Below are 22575 nucleotides of genomic sequence, written 5' to 3'. Positions count from 1 at the left end.
TTCGTTCTACACACCTCATGACTCAGCCCTCTACACAGACACTCAGCTCGGTGGACGATATGCGCCAAACCCTGCGCCGTATCAGTCACCTCAAAGGTCGCCAAGCCGATGCGACATCGTTACAAGAGGTGCGCGCATTGGTGTCGGCGTTTGACCGACGCGACTTGCTGATCGAACACTTGCACGCGTTGAACGATACCTATCGCGGTTTGTACGAGCGTCATTTGGTGGCGTTGGCGCATGAGATGCGTTTGCCCATGGCCGAGGTGTTTGAGGTGGCTACCTTCTATCACCACTTCGAGGTGTTGCCCAACGACGCTAAGCCTGCAGCACTCATGGTGCGCGTGTGCGATGGTCTGAGTTGTGAGATGGGTGGTGCTAAACAACTGTTGGCTAAGCTGCCCAACATCTTGGGTTCTGATGTGCGTGTGATCAGCGCCCCATGTGTGGGCCGCTGCGAGCAAGCCCCTGTCGCTGTGGTGCATCAAAACGCTGTGCCGCATGCCACGCCCGACACCGTGGCGGCTGCCGTCAACGCCAAGGCTATTCAACAGGCTTTGCCAGACTACGTGGACATGGCTGCATATGTGGCCGATGGCGGATATGCTCTGGCCGCTTCGCTGGTCAACGGTAGCGTTAAGACAGATGAGGTGCTGCAAGCCATGGAGGCCTCGGGCTTGCGCGGCTTAGGAGGTGCGGGCTTTCCGGCAGGGCGCAAGTGGCGCATCGTGCGCGAGCAAACCGCACCGCGTGTGATGGCCGTCAACATCGACGAAGGCGAGCCCGGCACTTTCAAAGACCGCACGTATTTGGAGCGTGACCCACATCGCTTTTTAGAAGGCATGTTGGTCGCAGCGCAAGTGGTGGGCATTGAGGCCATCTACATTTACCTGCGTGACGAGTACCACGGCTGTCGTGAACTGTTGCAAAAAGAATTGGCCGCCTTGCAAGCCACCCCACCCTGCCCACTGCCGCACATTGAGTTGCGCCGAGGTGCGGGAGCGTATGTGTGCGGCGAAGAGTCCGCCATGATTGAAAGCATCGAAGGAAAACGCGGCGAGCCACGCATGCGCCCGCCCTACATTGCGCAAGTGGGCTTGTTTGGCAAGCCCACCCTCGAACACAATTTTGAAACGCTCTATTGGGTGCGCGACATCGTCCAAAAAGGCCCGCAGTGGTTTACCAGTTTTGGTGCCAATGGTCGCGTGGGCTTGCGCAGCTTCAGTGTGAGTGGCCGTGTCAAACAACCGGGTGTCAAGCTCGCGCCTGCGGGCATCACGGTGCAGGCGTTGATTGACGAGTATTGCGGCGGCATGTTGGATGGCCACACGCTGTACGCCTATTTGCCCGGCGGTGCATCGGGTGGCATCTTGCCTGCGCGGCTCAACAATGTGCCGTTGGACTTTGACACGCTGCAAGAGCACGGTTGCTTCATTGGCTCGGCTGCTGTGGTGGTGCTGAGCCAGCACGACAAAGCACGCGATGCGGCTTTGAACGCGATGCAATTTTTTGCACACGAGAGCTGCGGCCAATGCACACCCTGCCGCGTGGGCACGGCCAAGGCGGTGCAGCTCATGCAAGCGCCCAAGTGGGACAACGCCACGCTGGAAGATTTGAACCAAGTGATGATCGACGCATCCATTTGTGGCCTTGGCCAAGCAGCGCCCAACCCTGTGCGTTGTGTGCAAACCTATTTCTCGCACGAGGTGGCGTGAATGATTGATTTCAAACTCAACGACAAAACTGTTCAAGCCTATGAGGGCGAGAGCATTCTCAAAGCCGCGCAACGCAACGGCGTCGACATTCCTCACCTGTGCTACACCGACGGCTTGCGAGCCGATGGCAATTGCCGTGCGTGTGTGGTCGAGATCAAAGGCGAGCGCACCTTGGCACCTAGCTGCTGTCGCAATGCCACCGCCGGGCTTGAGGTGCTGGTGAGTGACCGTGCGGTCAAGAGCCAGAAGATGGTGCTTGAAATGCTGTTGTCGGATATGCCTGATGTGGGCTACAAGTGGAACGATGCTTCTTCTCTCGCTGCTGCGACGGGGGATACGCCGGGCGCCTCATGCGGCGAGCCAAAATCATTGCCCGGCGCATCCCCCATCGCAGCGGGTGTGGGTGAGCATGGTGAGCTCAGTGACTGGGCTGCGCGCATGGGTGTGGCTGTGCGGCCTGAGTTGCGTGCCTTGCGCCGCGAGCAACCCACGAGCGATGCGTCTCACCCCGCCATGGCAGTGAACCTCGATGCGTGCATTCAGTGCAACCGCTGTGTGCGTGCCTGCCGTGAAGAACAAGTCAACGATGTGATTGGCTATGCCAACCGTGGTGCGCATTCGCAAATCGTGTTTGATTTGAACGACCCGATGGGCTTGAGCAGTTGCGTGGCCTGTGGCGAGTGTGTGCAGGCGTGCCCCACAGGCGCGTTGATGCCCAAGGCGCATGTGGGCTCGCAAGCAGTGGACAAAAAAGTGGATTCGGTCTGTCCGTTCTGTGGTGTGGGCTGCTTGCTCACCTACAACGTGAAAGACAACACCATCGTCAGCGTGGATGGGCGCGATGGCCCCGCCAACCAAGGCCGCTTGTGTGTGAAAGGTCGCTTTGGTTTTGACTACATCCACAACCCCCAACGCTTGACTGTGCCACTCATTCGCAAGGCGGGTGTACCCAAAGAACCCGAAGCATTGAATGAACTCAATCTCCATGCTGCCGATTGGTCGCAAGTGTTTCGCGAAGCCACATGGGAAGAAGCGCTCGACCTCGCTGCATCCAAACTCAAACACCTGCGCGACACACATGGCAAAAAAGCACTCGCAGGTTTTGGCTCGGCCAAGGGCAGCAACGAAGAAGCGTATCTGTTCCAAAAACTGGTGCGCACGGGCTTTGGCTCCAACAACGTCGACCACTGCACGCGCTTGTGTCATGCGTCTAGCGTTGCTGGCTTGCTCGAAGGTGTGGGCTCTGGCTCGGTGACAAATCAAGTCAATGATGTTGAGCACTCTGACTTCATCTTGGTCATTGGCTCTAACCCAACGTCGAACCACCCCGTAGCAGCCTCGTGGATGAAGAACGCTGCCAAACGCGGCGCCAAAGTGGTGGTGGCAGACCCACGCGGCACCGATCTTGGCAAACACGCATGGCGCGCTTTGCACTTCAAGGCCGACACCGATGTGGCCATGCTCAATGCCATGTTGCACGTCATCATTGAAGAGGGATTGGTAAATGAAGCTTTCATTCGCCAACGCGTGAACAACTTTGATGCCATCAAAGCCAACGTCAAAGCATTCAGCCCCGAGGCCATGGCGCCCATTTGCGGCATTGATGCACACACGCTGCGCGAGGTAGCGCGTGCTTATGCCACCGCCCAAGCAGCGATGATCTTGTGGGGCATGGGCGTGAGCCAGCACGTGCATGGCACAGACAACGTGCGCTGCTTGATTGCCTTGTCATCCATCACCGGTCAAGTGGGCAAGCCTGGTTCTGGCTTGCACCCGCTGCGCGGCCAAAACAATGTGCAGGGTGCCAGCGATGCGGGCCTCATCCCCATGATGTACCCCAACTACCAACGCGTCGCTCAACCCGAGGTGCACGATTGGTTTGAAAAGTTTTGGGGCATGCCGCTTGACCCACAGCCCGGCTACACCGTGGTGGAGATCATGGGCAAGATCTTGGCCGACGAGAGCGACCCCCATAAGGTGCGCGGCATGTACATCATGGGCGAGAACCCCGCCATGAGCGACCCCAACCTCAACCATGCGCGTCATGCCTTGGCCTCGCTTGAACACATGGTGGTGCAAGACATCTTCATGACCGAAACCGCATGGCTTGCCGATGTGGTGTTACCCGCCACAGCATGGCCTGAAAAAACCGGAACGGTCAGCAACACTGACCGCATGGTGCAGCTGGGCCACCAAGCCATCACGCCGCCGGGCGATGCACGGGCTGATTTGTGGATCATTCAGCAAATGGCCCAACGCATGGGTCTGAACTGGCACTACGCCGGTGATCACCACGGCGTGGCAGAGGTGTACGAGGAAATGCGCCAAGCCATGCACGCTGCTATCGGTGGCATCACGTGGGAGCGCTTGCAACGCGAAAGTAGCGTGACCTACCCGTGCCACAGCGCAGACGATCCGGGTGAGCGCACCGTGTTCACCGATCACTTCGCCACCGACGATGGCAAGGTGCATTTGGTGCCCGCAGGTTTGATTTCGGCCAACGAGCCGCCCGATGCGCAATACCCTTTTGTGCTCATCACTGGACGCCAACTTGAACACTGGCACACCGGCAGTATGACGCGCCGCTCCGAGGTGTTGCACGCCGTTGAGCCCATGCCCACGGTGTCGATGTGCAGTGCCGACCTCAACGCCTTGGGCGTGCAAGCCGGTGATGTGGTGACGGTAGCCTCACGCCGTGGTCAAGTGTGTTTGCGTGTGCGCTTGGACGAGGGCACGCCTGTGGGCGCGGTGTTCATTCCGTTTGCGTATCAAGAGGCCGCAGCCAACTTGTTGACTAACCCCGCGCTCGACCCGTTTGGAAAAATTCCAGAGCTCAAGTACTGCGCGGTGTCCGTCACTGCGGGGGGCACGCTGGCGCACCCCGCAGGTTTTGGCGTCAGCGCTTAAAGCGCTTACTGCGTGACCACCGTGATCTTCTTCGCGGCGGCACGCGCACGTTCGAGTGCGTTCTCGCCTTTTGCCAAAGCCACCGCCATGCGGCGGTAAGGGCGCGTGGTGGGCTTGCCGAAGATGCGCACATCGGTGCCTGGCTCGCTCATGGCGTCGGCCACGCCTGTGAAAGTGGGTGACACACCTTCTTTCGTCGCCAGCACCACCGCGCTCGCGCCTTCCACCGTGTCGATGTTCGGGATAGGCAAACCCAAAATGGCGCGGGCGTGCAAATCAAACTCGCTCAAATTTTGGCTGATGAGCGTGACCATGCCCGTGTCGTGTGGGCGAGGGCTGAGCTCGCTGAAGATGACTTCGTCTTTCGTCACAAAGAACTCCACCCCAAACAAACCCGCACCGCCCAGGTCGGACGTGACCTTCTCGGCCATTTGTTCTGCGGCCTTCAGGTATTCAGGCTTCATGGGTTGAGGTTGCCAGCTGTATTGGTAGTCGCCGCGCTCTTGCACATGGCCAATGGGTTGGCAAAACACCGTGTTGCCATTGCGTTGGCGAATGGTGAGCAGGGTGATTTCAAACTCGAAGTGGATGAATTCTTCCACGATGACGCGTCGGCGGTCACCGCGCATGCCTTCGCACGCGTAGTCCCAACTGGTTTGAATGTCGGCTTCGGTCTTTGCCACGCTTTGGCCTTTGCCCGACGAGCTCATCACCGGCTTGATGACCACCGGAAAACCAATCGCCTTGGCTTGGCTCATCAACTCCTCGGCTGACTCGGCGTAGCTGAACTTGGCAGTGCGCACACCCAAGCCCACGGCCACGTCACGAATGCGATCGCGGTTCATGGTGAGGTTGGCAGCGCGGGCGCTGGGGATGACTTCAAAGCCTTCTTTCTCCACCTCGAGCAACACTTCGGTCCGAATGGCCTCAATCTCAGGCACGATCAAGTCGGGTTGGTGTTGGGCAATGGCTGCACGCAATGCCGCTTCGTCCAACATGCTGAACACGCTGCACTCGTCGGCCACTTGCATGGCCGGTGCGCCTGCATAGCTATCGCAGGCCACCACATAGCAGCCCAAGCGCTTGGCGCTAATGACGAATTCTTTGCCGAGCTCGCCGGAACCTAAGAGGAGGATTTTTTTCATAAAGGCTTATCAAGAAAATGGATAGCCTTTATTTTCTGAACTCCCAAATGGAGGGCGTATACAAAATGCCTGCGAGCTGGGAAGTACGTGGCAGGCGATTAACTGCCCAGCTTGTGCTTCATCTCGTCTATGGCTAAGCGAACCAAGCGCTTGTGTTCTTCCAGCGCTTCGTGGTGTGTGGCGAAGTTTTGCAGCATCACATAGCTGCCTTCGGGGAGCAGCGACATGGCTTCGTGCGAGATGGTTTCAAAGTGGTTGTTGCGTTCAATCACATACCAAGTGTTTGCAAAGTTCATTCGGTGGCCTGCAAGTTGAATGTTTTGAATGCAGCCAAGAGCTTTGCCTTGGCCTCTTTGGTCAGTGCCGATTGGGGCGGTCGTACACGTTCCCAACTCTCCATGCGGTAGTGCTGTGACAGCATTAGCTTGAGGGCCGCCACTTGCGGGTAGTTGTCCAAAATGGCCATCAACTCTGTCACGCGGTCATCAGGCTTTGCCACTTTCATGCCTGGCACCTTGGTGGCGTTGTTCACAAAGTCATGGGCGATCACATGCTTGATGGTGTTGGGCATCACATTGGCCAATGCAGACACGCATACCTCTGTGGGACTGAGGATGGTCAGGTTAGGCTCGTGGCACGATGCAATGGCAAGTGTGGTGTCGAATGCGCGAATCAACTCCACCGTGTGGTTGACGTGGCTATCTTGGTCCACGATGCCTACAAAAATCTGCGGGTGTGTCTTTTGCAAATCAGCCAAGGTGGCCTCTGGCAAATCAGACGCTTGGTTTTTGCCACCCAACTGATGAATGAACAGTTGCCAGTCGCTTTGATTGACTTGCCTGATCATCTGGTCGAAATAATCAAACAACCCAATGTGGCTATACGGTTGGTCATACAGCGGTGCCGACACCAAAAACCGTCGCCCGCCAAGGCCATAAGCCTTGCGCATGAACTGCGCGGCCTCGGTGTATGAAGACGAGCTCACGCCCAGCAGTAAATTTTTGGCTTCCACGCCAGCCGCAATCACATGCGTCATGGCGGCCAGTTTTTCATCGGCTGAAAACGATGTGCCTTCGCCTGCATGACCAAACAACACAAAGTTCTCGAACCCTTTGGCGCTCAGGTTGCGCAGGTGCGAAGCCAACTTAGGCTCGTCAATGCTGAAGTCCGCTTGAAGCGGCATCAAGACATCTACCCAAACGCCGTCGAAACCGATTGAATTTGCAATGTTTTCATGAGCCATGGCGTTTGTTCCTTGTCAATCAATGGAGGTCATTCCACCTTCGCCGCATTCACCAGCTTTTGCACATATTCCGCGCGTTCTTGGGCGAAGACGGCATTCACCAGTTGTTGCTTGCTTTCTTCAAAAGTAGGCACTTTGAATTTGCGCTTTCCTTCCACCATCAAAATTTGCCAACCTTCGGGCGTGGCGATGGGGGTGGTGGTGATGCTGCCAATGTTGAGATTCATCACCACATTGGCCAGCACAGGGGTAATTTGATTGGGCAAAAGCCACCCTAAGTTGCCACCATTTTGTGCGCTGGCATGAATCGACTTCTCGCGCGCTAGCTTGGCGAATGTGGTGTTTTTCTTGGCATTCAACTCTTTGATCACCGCTTTCGCATCCGCCTCTGTGGCCGTGACGATGTGGCTGACTTGGTACTGCTCGGCATCCTTGAGTTGTTCTACTTGGCGGTTGTATTCGGCACGCAGCTTTTCTTCAGCGATTTGCAGATTGGCAAACTGCTTGGCCAGCAAGCCGTCTATCAGCAAGCTGTTTTGTTGCATCTGCAACTGCATCTTGAAGGTCTTCTCTTTGTCCACGCTTTGCTTTTTGGCCTCTTGCACCAGCACCTCGCGAGAGATCAGCTCGGTCTTGAGTGCTGCCCGTAAATCGGGCGTGTCTTTGATGCCTTGTGCCACATTGTTGGCGACCAAAAACTCCAACACATCACTGCTGATTTTGGCGCCATTGACGGTGGCAATCGTGGTGTCCGCCGCGAGTGTTGCCCCAGCGAATACAAACAAAGCGCTCGCCAAAATCGAGTGACGCAGCGTGTTGGTTTTAGATTTCATAACTTCTTTCATGTCATTAACGTTTTCCATCTAGCACCGTCACAAACGCAATTTTGCTCACGCCTGCAGCACGTGCCAGCGCCAGTACTTCGGCCACACGGCCGTAGCGCACATTGTCATCTGCTTCGATGGACAGCGCATAGTTTTCGTCTTGTGCTTTGTCGCTCAAGTACTTGGGCAATTGCTCTGAGGTGATGGCGCGATCATCCATGCGCAAATCACCTTTGTCATCCAGCGTCAAACGCCCCTTGTTGGGCTGTTGGGGCGATTTGACGGATGCTGTTTTCGGCAAGTGAATGCCAATGCTTTGTGGCACCAAGAGTGGCGCCGTCACCATGAAAATCACCAGCAACACCATCATCACATCCACCAGCGGTGTGATGTTGATGTCGGCCAACATGCCGCTTGCGTTGTCTTCTTGTGCGCCAATCATGCGCCGCTCCACTTTCCTCGGTGCTTCAAAGCGAGGCGCAAAAAGCGCTCAGCGAAAGCTTCCAGCTGCGTCACATGCAAACGCGTGTTGCGCATCAACACGTTGTAAAAAATCAAAGCAGGCACTGCAGTGGCAATACCAATGGCGGTGGCAATCAAGGCCTCGCCAATCGGGCCAGCCACCACCGCAATCGTGGCTTGTCCTGTTTCACCAATCACCACCAAGGCGTGCATGATGCCCCACACCGTGCCAAACAAACCCACAAACGGTGCAATCGAACTCACGCTGGCCAACACACCCAACCAGCTTTCACGCTCGCGTGTGAGTTGCTTGATCTCTTGCCCCAAACCCGCAGACACCAAGGTATACAACTCTTCGGTGCCATATTGACCGTGGGTGCATTCGTGGCATATCGACATGCCGGCATGGCTCAACTTGGCCAAGTCACTGTCTTGTGCGTGTGTGGCATCGCTGAGTGTTTCCCAGCGAGGTGATTGCCATTGCGTTGCCAAATACTGCGCAGTGGCACGTTGGCTTCGCCATGCGGCCAAGGTCTTGGCGATAAAAATACTCCAGCTCAAAAACGACATGAACGTGAGCAAATACAAAGTGGTGTCAATGACCCAAGAAGAATGCATGGTGGTTTACTTTTGGAGAACGCGAAAGTGAATGGGAATCTCAATCCATTGGTCAATGGCTTCACCGTTTTTGCGTGCGGGCTGTAGCTCCCACTTGGCAAGGGTGTCGAGGGCTGATTTGTCTAACTGTGCTGAACCACTGGTTTGCAGCAACTGAACCTCTGCCGGCTTGCCATCGGCCATGACATGCACTTTCACAATCACACGCCCTTCAATGCGGGCCATGAAAGCCGCAGGCGGGTAGGGTGGGCGAGGGTTCTTGGTGCTGCCTACTTCGTAGGTCACATTCGTGCTGGGTACCTCTGCCCCTTGTGTGGCGGGTGCGGCGGCACGGCTCATCGTGGGTTGTGGGGCCACCTCGTCGGCGGCCTCTCGTGTACTTGGTTTGGGCAAGGCACGCGGCGGTGGTGTGAGTGCGGCTGTCTCGGGCGTGCGCGTGGTCGCCATGGGCCGATTGGCTGCCACCTCAATCACCACTTCAACCTCATCTTCGCGGGTGTCTTCGTCAGAGCCCCACGACACGGGATGCAAAGCCAAAAGATGCACAACCGCGACCCCCGCTATGAGGGCCAACGTGAGTTGGTCAAACTTTTTATGAACCTGAACCATGCGTGAATACCAAGCGGATACGCGTTGAAGCGCGCTTGCCTTGGCGATCTGTGGCCGTCACTTTCACATCGAGCGACTTCACATGCTTGGGGGCTTCACCGCTGAAGCTGCGATCTCTGAACGAGAACTTCACCCAGCGTGGCAAATTCGCACCATTGCTCAGGGTGGCAGAAAGCTTCAGGTACTCGCCCTCGCGGCTGTGCACAAACGTGTCCGCTGGCAACTCAAACACGAAAGGTTTCTGAGCTTCCAAGGCTTGCGGTGCAAACTCACGCACCTGCACAAACGCACCGGAGCTGCTCACGTTCACCGTTTGTGCCTGCACGCGTGACACATTGCCGCTTGAGACGTTGGGCAGCGTGGTGGCTTCATTGCCCACTTGCACATCGGCCACCATCTGGCCCGATGGTTCGCGCAACACCTTCATCGGTGCATCGTTGACCGCCAATTGCGCAACACGCGTGCGGTGTGCCATGGACCACTGAGAGCCTGCTTCAATGGCATCAAGGCCTGTGGTCGTGTTGACCACGCCAGCGTTGCTATTGCCGCTACTGTTTGAACTGCCGCCTTGGTTAGGTGCGTTTTGATGGAAATTGGTTGGCAGCACGATGTCGTTGCCAACACCCGCCAAACGCAATCTGAAATCAGGTGTGCCGCTACTCCAAGTCAAGGTGGGCGAGCCAGTAGGTGCTAGCAACTGCTCGGCAATCATCTCAGGTGCAACATCCACAGTCAGGTTGCCCTTGAGCACGATGTCACCCTTGTAGTTGGTATCGCGGCGTGAGGCGTCATCGGTCTTGATGTCTGTCACCATCGCGCCTGAGACAGTGCTTTGCGTACCTGCCGCTAACCGCAAGCTCGCCAAAGGCGAGGTGGTGCCCACGTTGTCCTCAAAGGTAATGGTGGGCACGGGCGTGCTGCCGGTGATGGCGGCCAGGCTGATGGCACGCACATCCAAACCGTTCACCTTGCCTGCAGGGGCGATATCGTCCACGGTGCCTTTGAAGGTGATGCTCGGGTCCACCGACACCAACAAACGTGTATTGCTGTTCAACGTGTTGTTGCCCACGCGCACTGCGCCATCGTAGGTTTGTGAATCAAAGGTGGTCACATCGCCCAACAGTTTGATGGTCGGTGCAGTCACCGTCAACGCGTAAGGGCTGGTGTCTAGCAGCCCGGAGGTGAGGTAGATGTTGAAGTCAAGGTTCTTGACCATACGGCCCACTTGGTCGTTGAACAACACACTGCCTTGAGGGGCTGCAACTGCCAATGAGCGCTGTGCTGTTTTAGAGCCACTGCCGGCACTCACCGTGCCTAAGAAGTCGACATTGCCTGCATCTGACTCAAAGTTAGGCGCTTGCGCCGTGCCCGAGCTGAGGAAGGTCAATGCCCCGTTGTACACCTGATCGCCGGTGGTCTTGATAGCAGTGTCTACCGTCACCGCACCATCCACATGCAAGGCTGACAGCGTCACGCCCGACGCTACCGACAACTGCCCACCACTGGCCACCACATGCCCTGTGCCCAATGCTTGCGCGTTGTTGAGCGTGGCTTGGTAGCTGCCAATGTCTAAGTTGCCAGTGAAGTTGGTGTTGGTGCCGCTCACCGTCAGCATGCCGTTGCCGCGTTGTTGCAAGTCACCTGCGCCTGACACCGTGTTGGCCAGCGTGAACGCATTGCTGGATGTGAAGCGAACTGCACCATCCACCGTCAATGTGCTGCCAATCGTGCCCACTTGGTCGCTGTTGTAGACCACCGTCTTACCCGTGGGGACGATGACTTGCGCCACGTTGTTGCGGTCAGGCATGGCGCCCCCTGCCCAGTTGCTGAAGTCTGACCAGTTGCCGTTGCTTGCCCCCGTGTAGGTGACCGAGGCCAACTGCGTGATTGATCCTGTGTTGGTCGTGAAACTTGGCGTGGCCAAAGCGTAGTTGGCCGAGTCGGTGCCGAGCAAGCCCAAACTCAGATTGACGGTTTTGTTGGTCGCCACATGGCGGTCATCAAAGCTGCCAGAGCCAGTCAAGCTCACCGTGTCGCCCGTGGTGACACCTGCCAAGGGTTGGTCGAAATTCAAACCCAAATTGCTGATGCTGGCACTGCCGTCATACACCTTGGTGATGGGTTGCACGCCCAAATTGCTGTTGAGCACTTTGGGGTTCACCGTCAGGCCACCCGTCATCACCAAGTTTTGGAAGTTATTGCCGACCTTCACCACATTGCTGGCTTGCAAGTTGTAACCACCCGCTTGCACATTGCCCGAGCTGCTCAGCGTGGCGTTGGCGGCAGTGATGGCAAAACTTGCCGAGCCACCAGCGTTGTCGTTCACCGTCAATGCGTTGCCAGTCACGGTGGGGGTGAGGGTGACGATGGTGTTGTTGCTGCCATCCAAGTACTGCGCGACGGGTGTGTAAGTCGCCGCCGTGCCATACGTGGTGCTGACCGTGGGCACACGCACCAGCAGGGTGTGTGCCCCCACAATCGTGTAGTCGCCCGCAACGTAGCTAATGTTGTAGTTGCCCGACTGCCAACCTGACGCTTGCAACGTGCCTGTGTATTGGCCTGCACCCGTGTTGGTGTTGGCATTGTTGCGTGCAATGGTGCCGGTTGTGAGCACCGATGCGGTTTCGCCGCCTACCAAACCGTTGTACACCACGCCTGCGTAGCCAGCGGCATCGGCTTGCGTCACAAAGCGTGCATCACTGACTGCCGTCACGGTCAGCGGTGCTTTGTTGATCACGCCCGTGTTCACATCCAACTTGCCCACGGTGTAGTTGTTGCCACCGTTGTCATCGTTGATGGTCACGCTGTTGAGCATCACGCGTTTGTTGCTGCCTGCGTTTTTGTCGGCATACGTCACCTGGGCCGCTGTCACGCGATCGCCGCCCACCAACTGGCTCGACAGGGCTGTCAAATCAGCTGCACTCACTTGGTACAACGTGGTGCTGTCATAGGTCTTGTTGGCCGATGGCGCATTCAGGTTCACTGCCAAGGGGGTGACCGACACCTGCGTGTCACTCGTAGCCAAAGCCGCATAGTTGCTGGTCAGCGCGCCGCTGTTGCCACTCAGGCTCAAGCCCGCCACGCTAGACAAAGCTTGGTTGGTTTGCACGTTCTTGCTGCCCATCGTGCCAGAGCCCGTGGCTGCAAAAGTTTCGCCATTCACGCCTGACACGGTTAGCCCTGCGGCATTAAATGCCACCAAGCCGTCATACGTCTTCGTGCCCGATGCACTCAAGCGCGCGGGGGTGATGCTGCCTGTACCCGTGGCGCTGGTGGGCAACACATAGTTGCTCAGCAATGTTCCGCTGCTGGCGGTGTAGTCGCCAGCGGCCAAGCTGGCCGTGACAGACGTGGCATTCAACACATTGGGGCTGTTGTAGCTGGCCTGTGTTTGCGACACGGTAGCGCCTTCACCACTCATAAAGCCGGTGAGCGTTAGGCTGCCATTGGCCAGTGTGGCATTGGTTGTGCCGTCGTACACCTTGGTTTGGCCAGTCAGGCTCACGCTCAACGGAGCTTTGTTGATTGTGTAGGTGCCGTTTACAAACGTGAGGTTGTAGTTGCTGTCGGTGCCACTGGCTGTGGCGGTGTAGGTGCCTGCGTTGGTGCCTGTGGCACCGGCCGTCACGCTGCTCAGCACGGCTGTGGTTTCGCCGTTCACCAAGCCTGTGGCGGTAAAGCCGCTGACCGATTGTGCTGCCCCGTTGTAGGTGGTGCTGCCGCTGTTGGCTGTGACCGTGGCACTCGCCTTGCCAATGGTGAGCGCACCATCCACAAAGGTGAGGTTGTAGTTGGCAGCCGTGCCACTGGCGGTGTGTGTGTAGCTGCCTGCATTGGTGCCGGTGCCGCCGGTGGTGCTCACACCTGTGAGCACTGTGGCAGTTTCGCCGTTGACCAAGCCAGAGGCCGTGAAGCCACTCACCGATTGGGCCAAGCCTGTGTAGGTGGCGGTGCCGCTGCTGGCTGTCACGGTGGCGTTGGCTTTGTTGATCGTCAACGTGCCGTTGACGAAGTTGGTGAAGTCGTAGTTGCTGGCAGTCAATGTGCCCAAGCTGGGAGTGATGACGGCGGTGCCTGCACCAGTCAAAGCGGTGGCCGTGGTGCTGGCGGCTCCTGCACCTGAGACGCCTGATGTACCCAAAGTTTCCCCATTCACAAATCCACTCACAGTGGCACTCAGCGTTGGATTGGCAGCACCATAGGTTTTGCTGGCGTTGTCTGCAGTGACGGTGAGGTGTGCTTTGTTGATGGTGAACGAGCCAGGAACAAAGGTGAGGTTGTAGTTGGTGTCGGTGCCGCTGGCGGTTGAGGCGTATGTGCCTGCATTGGTGCCCGTGCCGCTGGCCGTGATACCCGTGAGTACAGAGGCAGATTCGCCATTGACCAAGCCTGAGGCTGTGAAGCCACTCACCGACTGAGCCAAGCCTGTGTAGGTGGCTGTGCCACTGTTGGCGGTCACGGTGGCATTGGCTTTGTTGATGGTGAATGCACCATTCACAAACGTGAGGTTGTAGTTGGTGTCGGTGCCTGTTGCTGTGGAGGCATATGTGCCCGCATTGGTCGCTGTGACACCGGCACTGACGCCTGTGAGTACGCTTGGAGATTCGTTGTTCACCAAGCCGGTGACGGTGAACCCACTGACTGATTGCGATAAGCCGTTGTAGGTGGTGGAGCCACTGCTGGCGGTCACGGTGGCATTGGCCTTGTTGATGGTGAGCGCACCGTTGACGAATGTGAGGTTGTAGTTGTTGTCGGTACCAGTGGCGACAGAGGCGTAGCTGCCAGCATTCGTGCCTGTGGCACCAGCACTCACGCCAGACAGGACTGCGGCAGTCTCACCATTGACCAAACCAGTGGCCGTAAAACCACTCACCGATTGAGCCAAGCCTGTGTACGTGACTGTGCCGCTGCTGGCTGTGACGGTGGCGTTGGCTTTGTTGATGTAGGCACTTAAGCCAGTGGGTTGTGTGAGGGTGTAGTTGCCTGCGCTGCCGCCACCCAATGTGTCGGCGGCAGTTACTGCAATGGGGGAGCTGCTGGCATTGATCGATGCAAACGTGCCAGCTTCATTCAAGGTCACGGTGTCACCCGCAATCACACCCACCAATGTGCCGCCGCTGAGCGTGGCTGTGTTGGTACCGCTGTAGGCTTTGTTGGCGACGGTGGTGTTATTCACCGTGAGTGCTTTGGCTGTGATGTCAGCACTTAAACCTGTAGGTTGAATGAGCGTGTAGTTGCTGGCGCTGCTGCCACTGATGGTGTCGTTGGCTGTTACCGCGATGCCGTTGCCCACATTGGCCGATGCAAAAGTGCCAGCTTCCGTCAAAGTCACACTGTCGCTGCCCAGCACACCGACCAACGAACCGCCGCTGACAGTGGCAGCGGTTGTGCGGTCGTAAGTTTTGTTGGCAGCGATGGGGGTGCCGCCCACGGTGAGAGTGGCTTTGGCCACTGCCACGATCAAGGGGTTGAAGGTGAAGCTGTAGTTGCTGGCGGCTGCGCCCGCACTCAAACTGTTGAGGCTGGGTGTGACAGAGAAGTTACCAGCCTGCGCCACGCCTGTGCTGACCGCCACGCCATTGCTGGTGACTGCATAGTTCAGGCTTGCAATGCTGTCGCTACCCACCATCGGAATATTGGTGGTGTAAGCCGTCAAGCCGGATGCAAGCGTGGCATATGACGTCACAGCATCGTAGGTGTAGGTGCTGCTGGGTGATGCCAACGTCACTTGAATTGACTTGGCGTTGACGGTGGCTCGGTTGTTGTTTGCGCTATAGCTGTAAGCAGGCAGTACATAGTTGCTGGCTGTGCCAGTGCCATTGGTCAAGACCAAGCCTGTGCCCGAGATGTAATTGTTGGCAGTGGCCACATTGGCATCCATCAAGCTGGCTGTGCCGCTGTATCCCAAAGTTTGCGTCACGCTGCCTACGGTCACGCCCGTGATGGTGAGTTGGCTTCCTGTCAACGATGTGTTGCCATCGTAGGTTTTGGTGGCAGTCAATATGGCAGTGGCGGGCTGCACGGTAAAGCTGGAGCCAGTGGTACCCAAGACGTTGTAGTTGGTTGAAGCGCCTGCATTGATGCCATTGCTGGCGCCTAGAGTCAAACCAGTCACGCTGGTCATGAGCGCGTTGGTTTGAACATCGGCAGTGCCGAGGTTGCCGCTGGCACCTGTGCCAGTGATCGCGAACGACTCGCTATGCACACCCGTGGCAATCAATTGCGCGCCAGAGACAGACGATGTGCCGTCGTACGTTTTAGAACCCGTCAATACCAAGTTGGCTTTGTTGATCGTGGCGGACCCGCCAGTGGTCGACATAGACAGACCTTTGATGGTCCAAGTGGCTGTATTGATGGATGCACCACCCAAGGTCAACGTTTTTGTACCTGCATTGGCATCATTGAAGTTGGCTGTGGTGAATGCAAAGCCAGTGACGGCTCCAATGCCTGACTCATCAGATGAGAGGCCAGACACAGACGCCGCGCTGGTGTCGATGTAGCCCAAGGCGTTGTTTGTACCGTCGTATGTTTTTGTTGCCCGTATACCAGTGGCTGTGACGCCGGTGGGGCTGGCACGGTAATAAAAGTTACGTGTGCCCGCGACCACAGTGCTTAGTGAGGCTAGGTTGGCGTTGTAGGTTTTGTATTGGATGGCGCCTGTGGCTCCAGCCATTTTGAGACTCAGATTGGCTGTTGAGCCATTCGCCGGAACGAATGTTGGAGAGCCTGCAAAAATAGCAACGGTTCCGGTGGCGCTGGTGGTGATTGTGTTGGTTAACGTGACATCACTTAGCAATGAAACACCCGCTGCCGAATTGGCACCCGCTTCAACATAGATGGTGCTGGTAGCACCACTCAATGTGATGGCTGCATTGACATTGACGGTGCTTGCGGACTGCACAGTGATGTTGCCCGTGCCAGTGATGCCCGCAGATGCAATGCTATTCAACGTTAATGCACCTGAGCGAGAGATGATTAAATTTCCGTTGTCAGTGACTGCGCCTGATCCAAGGGTTCCTGACGTACCACTCAAACTGCCCACTTGCAGTGTGCTTCCGCTGTTGATGGTTGTTGTACCTGTATAGCTGTTGGTGCCGGTCAAGGTCAACGTACCCGTACCACTGTCTGTCAAAACACCTGCGACGCCTGAAATTGCTCCCGATAAGGTTTGAGTTGCAGATGAGGCATAGTTGAAAGTTCCAGTGTTGGTTATTGCACCTGCATACGTCCCACCACCGAGTGAGCCTGCACCACCAATCGTCAACGTGCCAGTGCCAATGGTTGTGCTGCCTGTGAACGTGTTGGCACCATTGAGTGTCCAAGTGCCAGCGCCATTTTTGGTCAACGTGCCTGCACCCGTGCCAATGATGCTGTTGATGGATCCGCCCGCTGCACCATCGAGCGTCAAACCAAAACCGCCTGTGATGGTGCCTGTGTGGGTCAATGCAATAGAACCTGTGCCAGCCACGATTGAACTGGCTGTACCCAAAGTGAGCAAGCCTGCAAAGCTTGCACCTGTCGCGCTGCTGTTGATCAAAGCCCCGCCGCTGCTGATGCCTGTGCCGTATAAGGTTAAGCCTGTGTTGCCGGTGATGGTTTGTCCATTGAGGTCCAACACAGCCCCGCTGGTTTCAATAACAGCGCCTGAGCCAAAAGCACTGGCACTGCCTGCTTTCAAAGTGCCTGCATTGATGTTTGTGTTGCCAGTGTAGGTGTTGGTGCCTGTAAGTGTGAGAGTGCCAGCGCCTTGCTTGGTAAAGCTGCTGCCGGTGTTTCCAAAAGAAGATGCCAGCGTGATGTTTTGACTGTTGGTATCAATCTTGTAAAGCTGATTGATGGCGTTGCTGAATCGGTTAGAAAAATCGGTGGTGTAGCCTGTGCCGTATTTCAAAGCGCCACCGCCAAAGCTGATGGTTCCACCAATCCCCAATGCATTGGTCGAGCCTACGGTCAGCGTACCTGCATTGATGTTGATGCCACCTGTGAAGCTGCTGTTGTCACTCGTTACTGTAGTGGTACTCGTGCCAGTTTGCGTTAAATAGCCAGCGCCACTGATGACGTTGTTTAATGTGTAAGCAGTTGTCGTGTTGATAGAGAGAGTGCCGTTATCGACGACGGAGCCTGAGCCTAGTGCACCAACCGTACCCATCCCACTTGCTACTTGCAAGGTCCCCCCCGCGCCAATGGTGGTGCCACCGTCATAGGTGTTGGCTGCCGTTAAATTCAGTGTGCCGCTGCCTATTTTGGTGAGCACGCCCCCTACACTGGTTAAGGCTGTGGCAAATGTGACGGATTGACCGCTTGTGTCGATACGGTAGTTTTGCCCGGCTGTGGTGATGAAGTTTTGCGAATAGTCGTAAGTGTCATTGGCTGAGTATTTCAGCGTGCCACCGTTGAATGTGAATTTGAGTGTTGCTTGGCCGGAGCCTTGCATAAGCGTGCCAGAACTTGCAAGGATGCTAGGACTCAAATGCAAAGTGCCTGCATTCAAAACAACCGAACCAGCAAAAGAGCCAGACTTTGACAAGGTCACCGTGTTCGCGCTGTTAAGAATGAATGCACCGCTTCCGCTCATACCAGCAGTGAGACCTGCGATCGAAAAATCATCACTGCGGTTAATAATGACCGTGCTGTTGTAATTGATAGATAAACTCGTTGTACCTATATCACCTAGGCCTGCACTGCCGTTTCCAATCTGTACAGTACCTCCACTCACCCCTGTGGAAAGTCCAGAAAAATAGCCAGATAAGCTACCCGTGTAGGTGAAAGTTCCTGTGCCATTTTTAACAATATTGGGGCCTGCGGCTGCATCGCCTTTGAATATGCCACTGAACGTGGTACTGGTGTTATCGTTCCCCATGTACAAAGTCACTGGTCCAGTGGTACCTGTTCCATAAACTGTGCCCGCACCGCTCAAGCTACCAATATATACGCCGGAAATGTATTTGAGCGTTGCTCCAGATTCGACAGTGTGCGGTGAATACACATTGAGCACACCGCCCATGCTGTTATAGAAAAGAGTTCCTGATTTAACGAGAGTGGGGCCTGAGTACTTGTTATTGGCAAATGACATTGACATGCTCAAGGTACCATTACCAATTTTGGTCAAACCACCAGCACCGCCGACTGCCAATGAGCTGTACGTGATGTCATCGCTGCGATTAAAGATGAGGGTGGTATTGGCAGTAGTTGTCACTGCTGCGTTGTTAGCGATGGCACCGGTTGTATTGCCATCACCTATCTGCAAGATTCCACCGTTGATTGTGACGCCTGTGATGCCGGTGTCTGTGCCAGTTAGCGTCAGGGTGCCGCCACCTGATTTCGTCAGAGTGGCTGCCCCTAAATTGGCGGCAAGTTTGATGTCATAGCCATTCGTGTCAATGAGATAGTTGTAACCGGCTACAAGACCAAATCGAGCAGAGTAATCGGTGGTGTTGTTATTACTTGAAAATTGCAATGTGCCACCCGCAAATTGCATGGTGCCACTGGTGCCAATGGCGTTGGCCGAGCCCAGATTCAATGTGCCTGCTGAGAGTGTGGTTCCGCCTCCGTAGCTGTTGTTACCTGTGAGTGTGAGTGTTCCAGCGCCTAACTTAGTTAGTTTTGCATTGGTTCCACTGATGATGCCAGAGTAGGTTGAGCTGCCAGTTTGACTGAAGATCACTCCTGTACCTGCAGCACCTGCCATTGAAATATTACCAGTGCCGCTGACACCGCCGAGTGCTGTCAGTGTCAGTGTCCTGATGCTGGACCAAGAGAGGTCAGCGTTGACCGTGATGTTGCCGCTTCCATTGCCATCAGGTGCTGTACCGCCCGTGGTGATAGTCACGTTGCTACCACCAGTACCGCTGCCCAGTGCACCTGTGATGCTTGACACCAAAATCGTACTGGTTGCGGCCGATGTATAAGGATTTGCCCAAGTTGTTCCCGTTGCATTGCTCGAGTCGATGGTGATGTCCCAAGGGTCAAGCAACCACATGCCAGTTGCACTGTTTTGCGATTGCGTGCTGATTTGAATGCCATCCACATTCAACACATGGCCCGACGTTTCAATCTGCCCACCATCACCGCCATTGGGTCCTGCTTCTGCTTTGATGCTGCCATTCACTCGCGTCACGCTGTCGGCGTTGTGAATGTCACTCCACAACACCACCTTGCCGCCGTCGCCGTTGTCGGTGGCACTGGCGTCAATGGTGGCACCAGCCTCCATCGTCACCTTGGTGGCTTGTCGCACATCGCCACTGCCTTGCCAATCGCCGCCCACCAGCACCACGCCGCCGCCTGTGCGGCCTTTGGCTTCTATCTTGCTGTTGCGGTCCATGACGATCTCGTCGCCCTCTAAAACAATCTTGCCGCCTTTGTTGACCAAACTGTTGGCTTCTAGGCTGCCGCTGTTTTTCACCACACCGGCTTGCAGTTTGTCTAGCGCCACGGCAGACAAAATAATTTGCCCATCAGGGGCGAGCACAACAAGTTTGTTTTCTATCAGTGCATCAATGGTGCTGGGTGTGGTGGTGATGCCCGCCAAGCTGCCTGCGCCATCGATGTTGAGGGTAATCAGTTCACCCGCAGCCATGGCCACGGTGCCTGCGCGTGCCACGACCACGCCTGCGTTTTGCACCTCGGGTGCGAGCAAGGCCACATAGCCACCCAAAGCGGCGGTGATGTTGCCTTCGTTAATGACTTTGCCTGTGGCCCCGTTGCGCTCAAACACATACTTGCCCGACATGAAGTTGTCGTCGGTGATGCTGTGGGTGGTGGCAGTGATGGCGCCCACGTCCACCGACGAGGTGGGCGAGAAGTAAATGCCATTGGCGTTGGTGATGAACACTTGGCCATTGGCGGTGATGCGCCCAAAGATTTGACTAGGGTTGCTGTCGTTCACGCGGTTGAGTGTCACGGCTTGTGCGTTGGGCTGCACAAAGTTCACACTGGCATTGCTACCGACGTTGAAGGTGTTCCAGTTGACCACCGCGCGTTGGCTGCTTTGGTTGACCACCATGGCCGCCGCTTGTGCAGTAGCCGTTTGGCTGATGGTGGCGGTGCCGCGTGCCACGTTGCCACCCGTGGGCAGTTGGTTGATGGCGGGGGGCGGCGCCGGAGGCGATTGTGCGCCCGCACCCCCTTGCAAGGACAAGCCCAAGGCAACCGATGCCACCACACCGCCCGCTGATGACTTACTTTTTTTGCCAGCGGTTTTAGCGGTCTCAGGCACGGCTTGCCACGACTGCGTGGCGGCTGACCAAAGGGTGCGGTAGATGCGGTTCATGTGTGCGTTGCCTTAAAAGCCAATGCCAGCGCTGATCCACAGGCGCAGGGTGTGTTTGGTTTTGTCGCTGTCCATGCCCAACACGTCTGCGTTGGGATTGCTGGCAATGCGTCGGGCGAGGGTGGTTTTGAACTCGATGTTTTTGCTGTCTTGCCATGCCACAGAGGCGCCGTAGCCTTTGAGGTCATAGGCGTTCAAGTGGGTCAGGACAGCGCTGCTGTCTATGGCTTTGGCGTTGTGCTGGTTGACGGTGATGTGACCGACGTCATAAAAGCTCGTCAGCGTGAAGTTGTTGTCTAAGCGTTTGCGCAGCTCTAGCGTGACGGCATGGCCAGCCGCGCCACCAGCTTCGCTGGCGGGGAAGGCGCGCACACCGGTGGCGCCGCCCAAGTACATGCGTTCAGAGGAATCTAAGTTTTTGTCGGCCACTTGTGCCGACAGCGATGCATAAAAGCTCACGTCTGTGGTGAGGGCTTGCAAGCGGTTGATGCTGATGTTGAATTTGCTGTACGTGCCTGCCACATGCGCACCTTGCGCATCGGCCACTGCATTGGGTGAGCCATCGTTGTTGAGGTTGCCTTGGGTGATGGTGGCCGAGGTGGAGGTGAAGCCACCGCGCCCCCAGTTGTCGCTGTGGTTGGTGCTGAGGCTCACATTGCTGGCTTTGATTTTGTAGCTCGAGTTGAGGATTTCGCCTGCGAAGTTCTCGAGTTTCTTTTCGTCGTAGCTCCAAGTGAGGTTGACGTTGTTGAACTGGCTGCGTAGCAGTGGGTAGCTGGCGTCGAAGCCTGTGGTGTCGGCTGTACCGTAGGTGCCAGAGGCTGAGGCGTCGTAGCTTTCCAACACTTTGTAACGCAGGCTGCTGGTGTGAATGCCTGCACGAGCGCCGTTGTAGCCCACGGGCAGGCTGTAGCTGCCGCGTGCATAGGTGCTGCCACGGCCGTAGCTGCTGTCACGGGTTTGCAACAGGTTGGTGCTGAGCAAGTCGCCCATGCGTGCGGGGCTGTTGAGGTTGAGGTTGACGCTCAGGCGGTTGGTGCCGGTGGCGCGTGAGCCTTGGTTGTCGATGCTGGCGTTACCTGTGAGCAGGGCATCGTCGGCGGCAAAGATAGCGAGGTCGGTTTCGCCATCGTGTTGGCCTTCTGCCAAGTTGCCCGAGACGCTGATGCCTGGGAGGTCATCGAGCAAGAGCAGGGCGCGGTCAATGTCGTTGGCGTGGATGGGTTGGCCTTGGGTCAGCAGGGCTTGGGCCATGTTCACCAAGCGTGAGGCTTCGATGCGTTCGAGCGATGTGGTTTGCACGCGAGCGTTGCCAAACACGGCTTCGACGATTTGCAGGGTGACCACACCGTTGTTGATTTCTTGTTTGGGCAAGTAGGCCCGCACGGTCCAACCCGCTTCGCGATAGGTGTTGGTGATGGCATCGGCCGCTTCTTTGAGCTGAGCCAGCGTGAGTGCACGGTTGGTGAAGCTGGTGAGTGCGGTTTGCAGCGCATCGCTGCTGAGCAAGGTGTTGCCTTTGAATGCAAAGGCTTTGACTTGCACAGTAGCTTCTGTGTTTTGCGCAGCGGCTGTGGGTGCTGCTTTGCGAGGTGCGCGTTTTTTGGCGGCCTTGGCGGGCTTGAGGTCTTGTTCAGCTTGGCGCAGCAGGCTACCTGCATCGACATTCGGGCTAGCGGCGTGTGCGTAGGACAGGCACAGTGCCAGACTTGCGCTGGCGAGAAGGGTGATGCGAGGGTGTGCGGTGTGTGACATTCAGCTGGAATTAGTAAAAACCAGCATG

Annotated in this window: 11 protein-coding genes; 2 read left to right on the top strand and 9 right to left on the bottom strand. The window is 56.5% G+C overall.

Annotated features, from left to right (window positions below; genetic code table 11):
• The first annotated feature begins 17 nt into the window (after positions 1-17).
• Positions 18-1715 (top strand): NADH-ubiquinone oxidoreductase-F iron-sulfur binding region domain-containing protein, encoded by a 1698-nt coding sequence (locus QMG27_RS09170; RefSeq protein ID WP_281810748.1) that lies wholly within the window; start codon positions 18-20, stop codon positions 1713-1715.
• The gene (gene fdhF, locus QMG27_RS09165) at positions 1716-4622 is read left to right on the top strand and encodes a formate dehydrogenase subunit alpha (RefSeq protein ID WP_281810747.1); all 2907 of its coding nucleotides are present in this window, start codon (positions 1716-1718) and stop codon (positions 4620-4622) included.
• 5 nt (positions 4623-4627) lie between these two features.
• Here the strand turns inward: fdhF and purT are convergent, their stop codons facing one another.
• The 9 genes from purT to QMG27_RS09120 form a co-directional block, all read right to left on the bottom strand.
• Positions 4628-5767 (bottom strand): formate-dependent phosphoribosylglycinamide formyltransferase, encoded by a 1140-nt coding sequence (gene purT, locus QMG27_RS09160; RefSeq protein ID WP_281810746.1) that lies wholly within the window; start codon positions 5765-5767, stop codon positions 4628-4630.
• Between the two features lie 98 nt (positions 5768-5865).
• Positions 5866-6063 carry a hypothetical protein gene (locus QMG27_RS09155; RefSeq protein ID WP_281810745.1) on the bottom strand — a complete coding sequence of 66 codons (198 nt, stop codon included), beginning with the start codon at positions 6061-6063 and terminating at the stop codon, positions 5866-5868.
• Positions 6060-7010, bottom strand: coding sequence for a dihydrodipicolinate synthase family protein (locus QMG27_RS09150; RefSeq protein ID WP_281810744.1), 951 nt, complete (start codon positions 7008-7010; stop codon positions 6060-6062). The genes QMG27_RS09155 and QMG27_RS09150 overlap by 4 nt, the downstream gene beginning before the upstream one ends.
• 29 nt (positions 7011-7039) lie before the next feature.
• Complete coding sequence (locus QMG27_RS09145) at positions 7040-7843, bottom strand: peptidylprolyl isomerase (RefSeq protein ID WP_281810743.1); 804 nt, start codon at positions 7841-7843, stop codon at positions 7040-7042.
• A 16-nt stretch (positions 7844-7859) separates the two neighbouring features.
• On the bottom strand, positions 7860-8276 hold the full coding sequence (locus QMG27_RS09140; protein WP_281810742.1) for a biopolymer transporter ExbD: 417 nt from the start codon (positions 8274-8276) through the stop codon (positions 7860-7862).
• Positions 8273-8914 (bottom strand): MotA/TolQ/ExbB proton channel family protein, encoded by a 642-nt coding sequence (locus tag QMG27_RS09135; RefSeq protein WP_281810741.1) that lies wholly within the window; start codon positions 8912-8914, stop codon positions 8273-8275. Before QMG27_RS09135 ends, QMG27_RS09140 begins: the two co-directional genes overlap by 4 nt.
• A gap of 6 nt (positions 8915-8920) precedes the next feature.
• Complete coding sequence (locus QMG27_RS09130; RefSeq protein ID WP_281810740.1) at positions 8921-9523, bottom strand: TonB family protein; 603 nt, start codon at positions 9521-9523, stop codon at positions 8921-8923.
• Complete coding sequence (locus QMG27_RS09125; RefSeq protein WP_281810739.1) at positions 9507-20792, bottom strand: YDG domain-containing protein; 11286 nt, start codon at positions 20790-20792, stop codon at positions 9507-9509. Before QMG27_RS09125 ends, QMG27_RS09130 begins: the two co-directional genes overlap by 17 nt.
• Before the next feature lie 12 nt (positions 20793-20804).
• Positions 20805-22547, bottom strand: a complete 1743-nt coding sequence (locus QMG27_RS09120) for a ShlB/FhaC/HecB family hemolysin secretion/activation protein (RefSeq protein ID WP_281810738.1) — start codon at positions 22545-22547, stop codon at positions 20805-20807.
• Positions 22548-22575: the final 28 nt, after the last annotated feature.

This window comes from Limnohabitans sp. MORI2, from assembly GCF_027925025.1.
Lineage (GTDB): Bacteria > Pseudomonadota > Gammaproteobacteria > Burkholderiales > Burkholderiaceae_C > Limnohabitans.
This window is presented reverse-complemented; position numbering and strand designations above follow the sequence as displayed.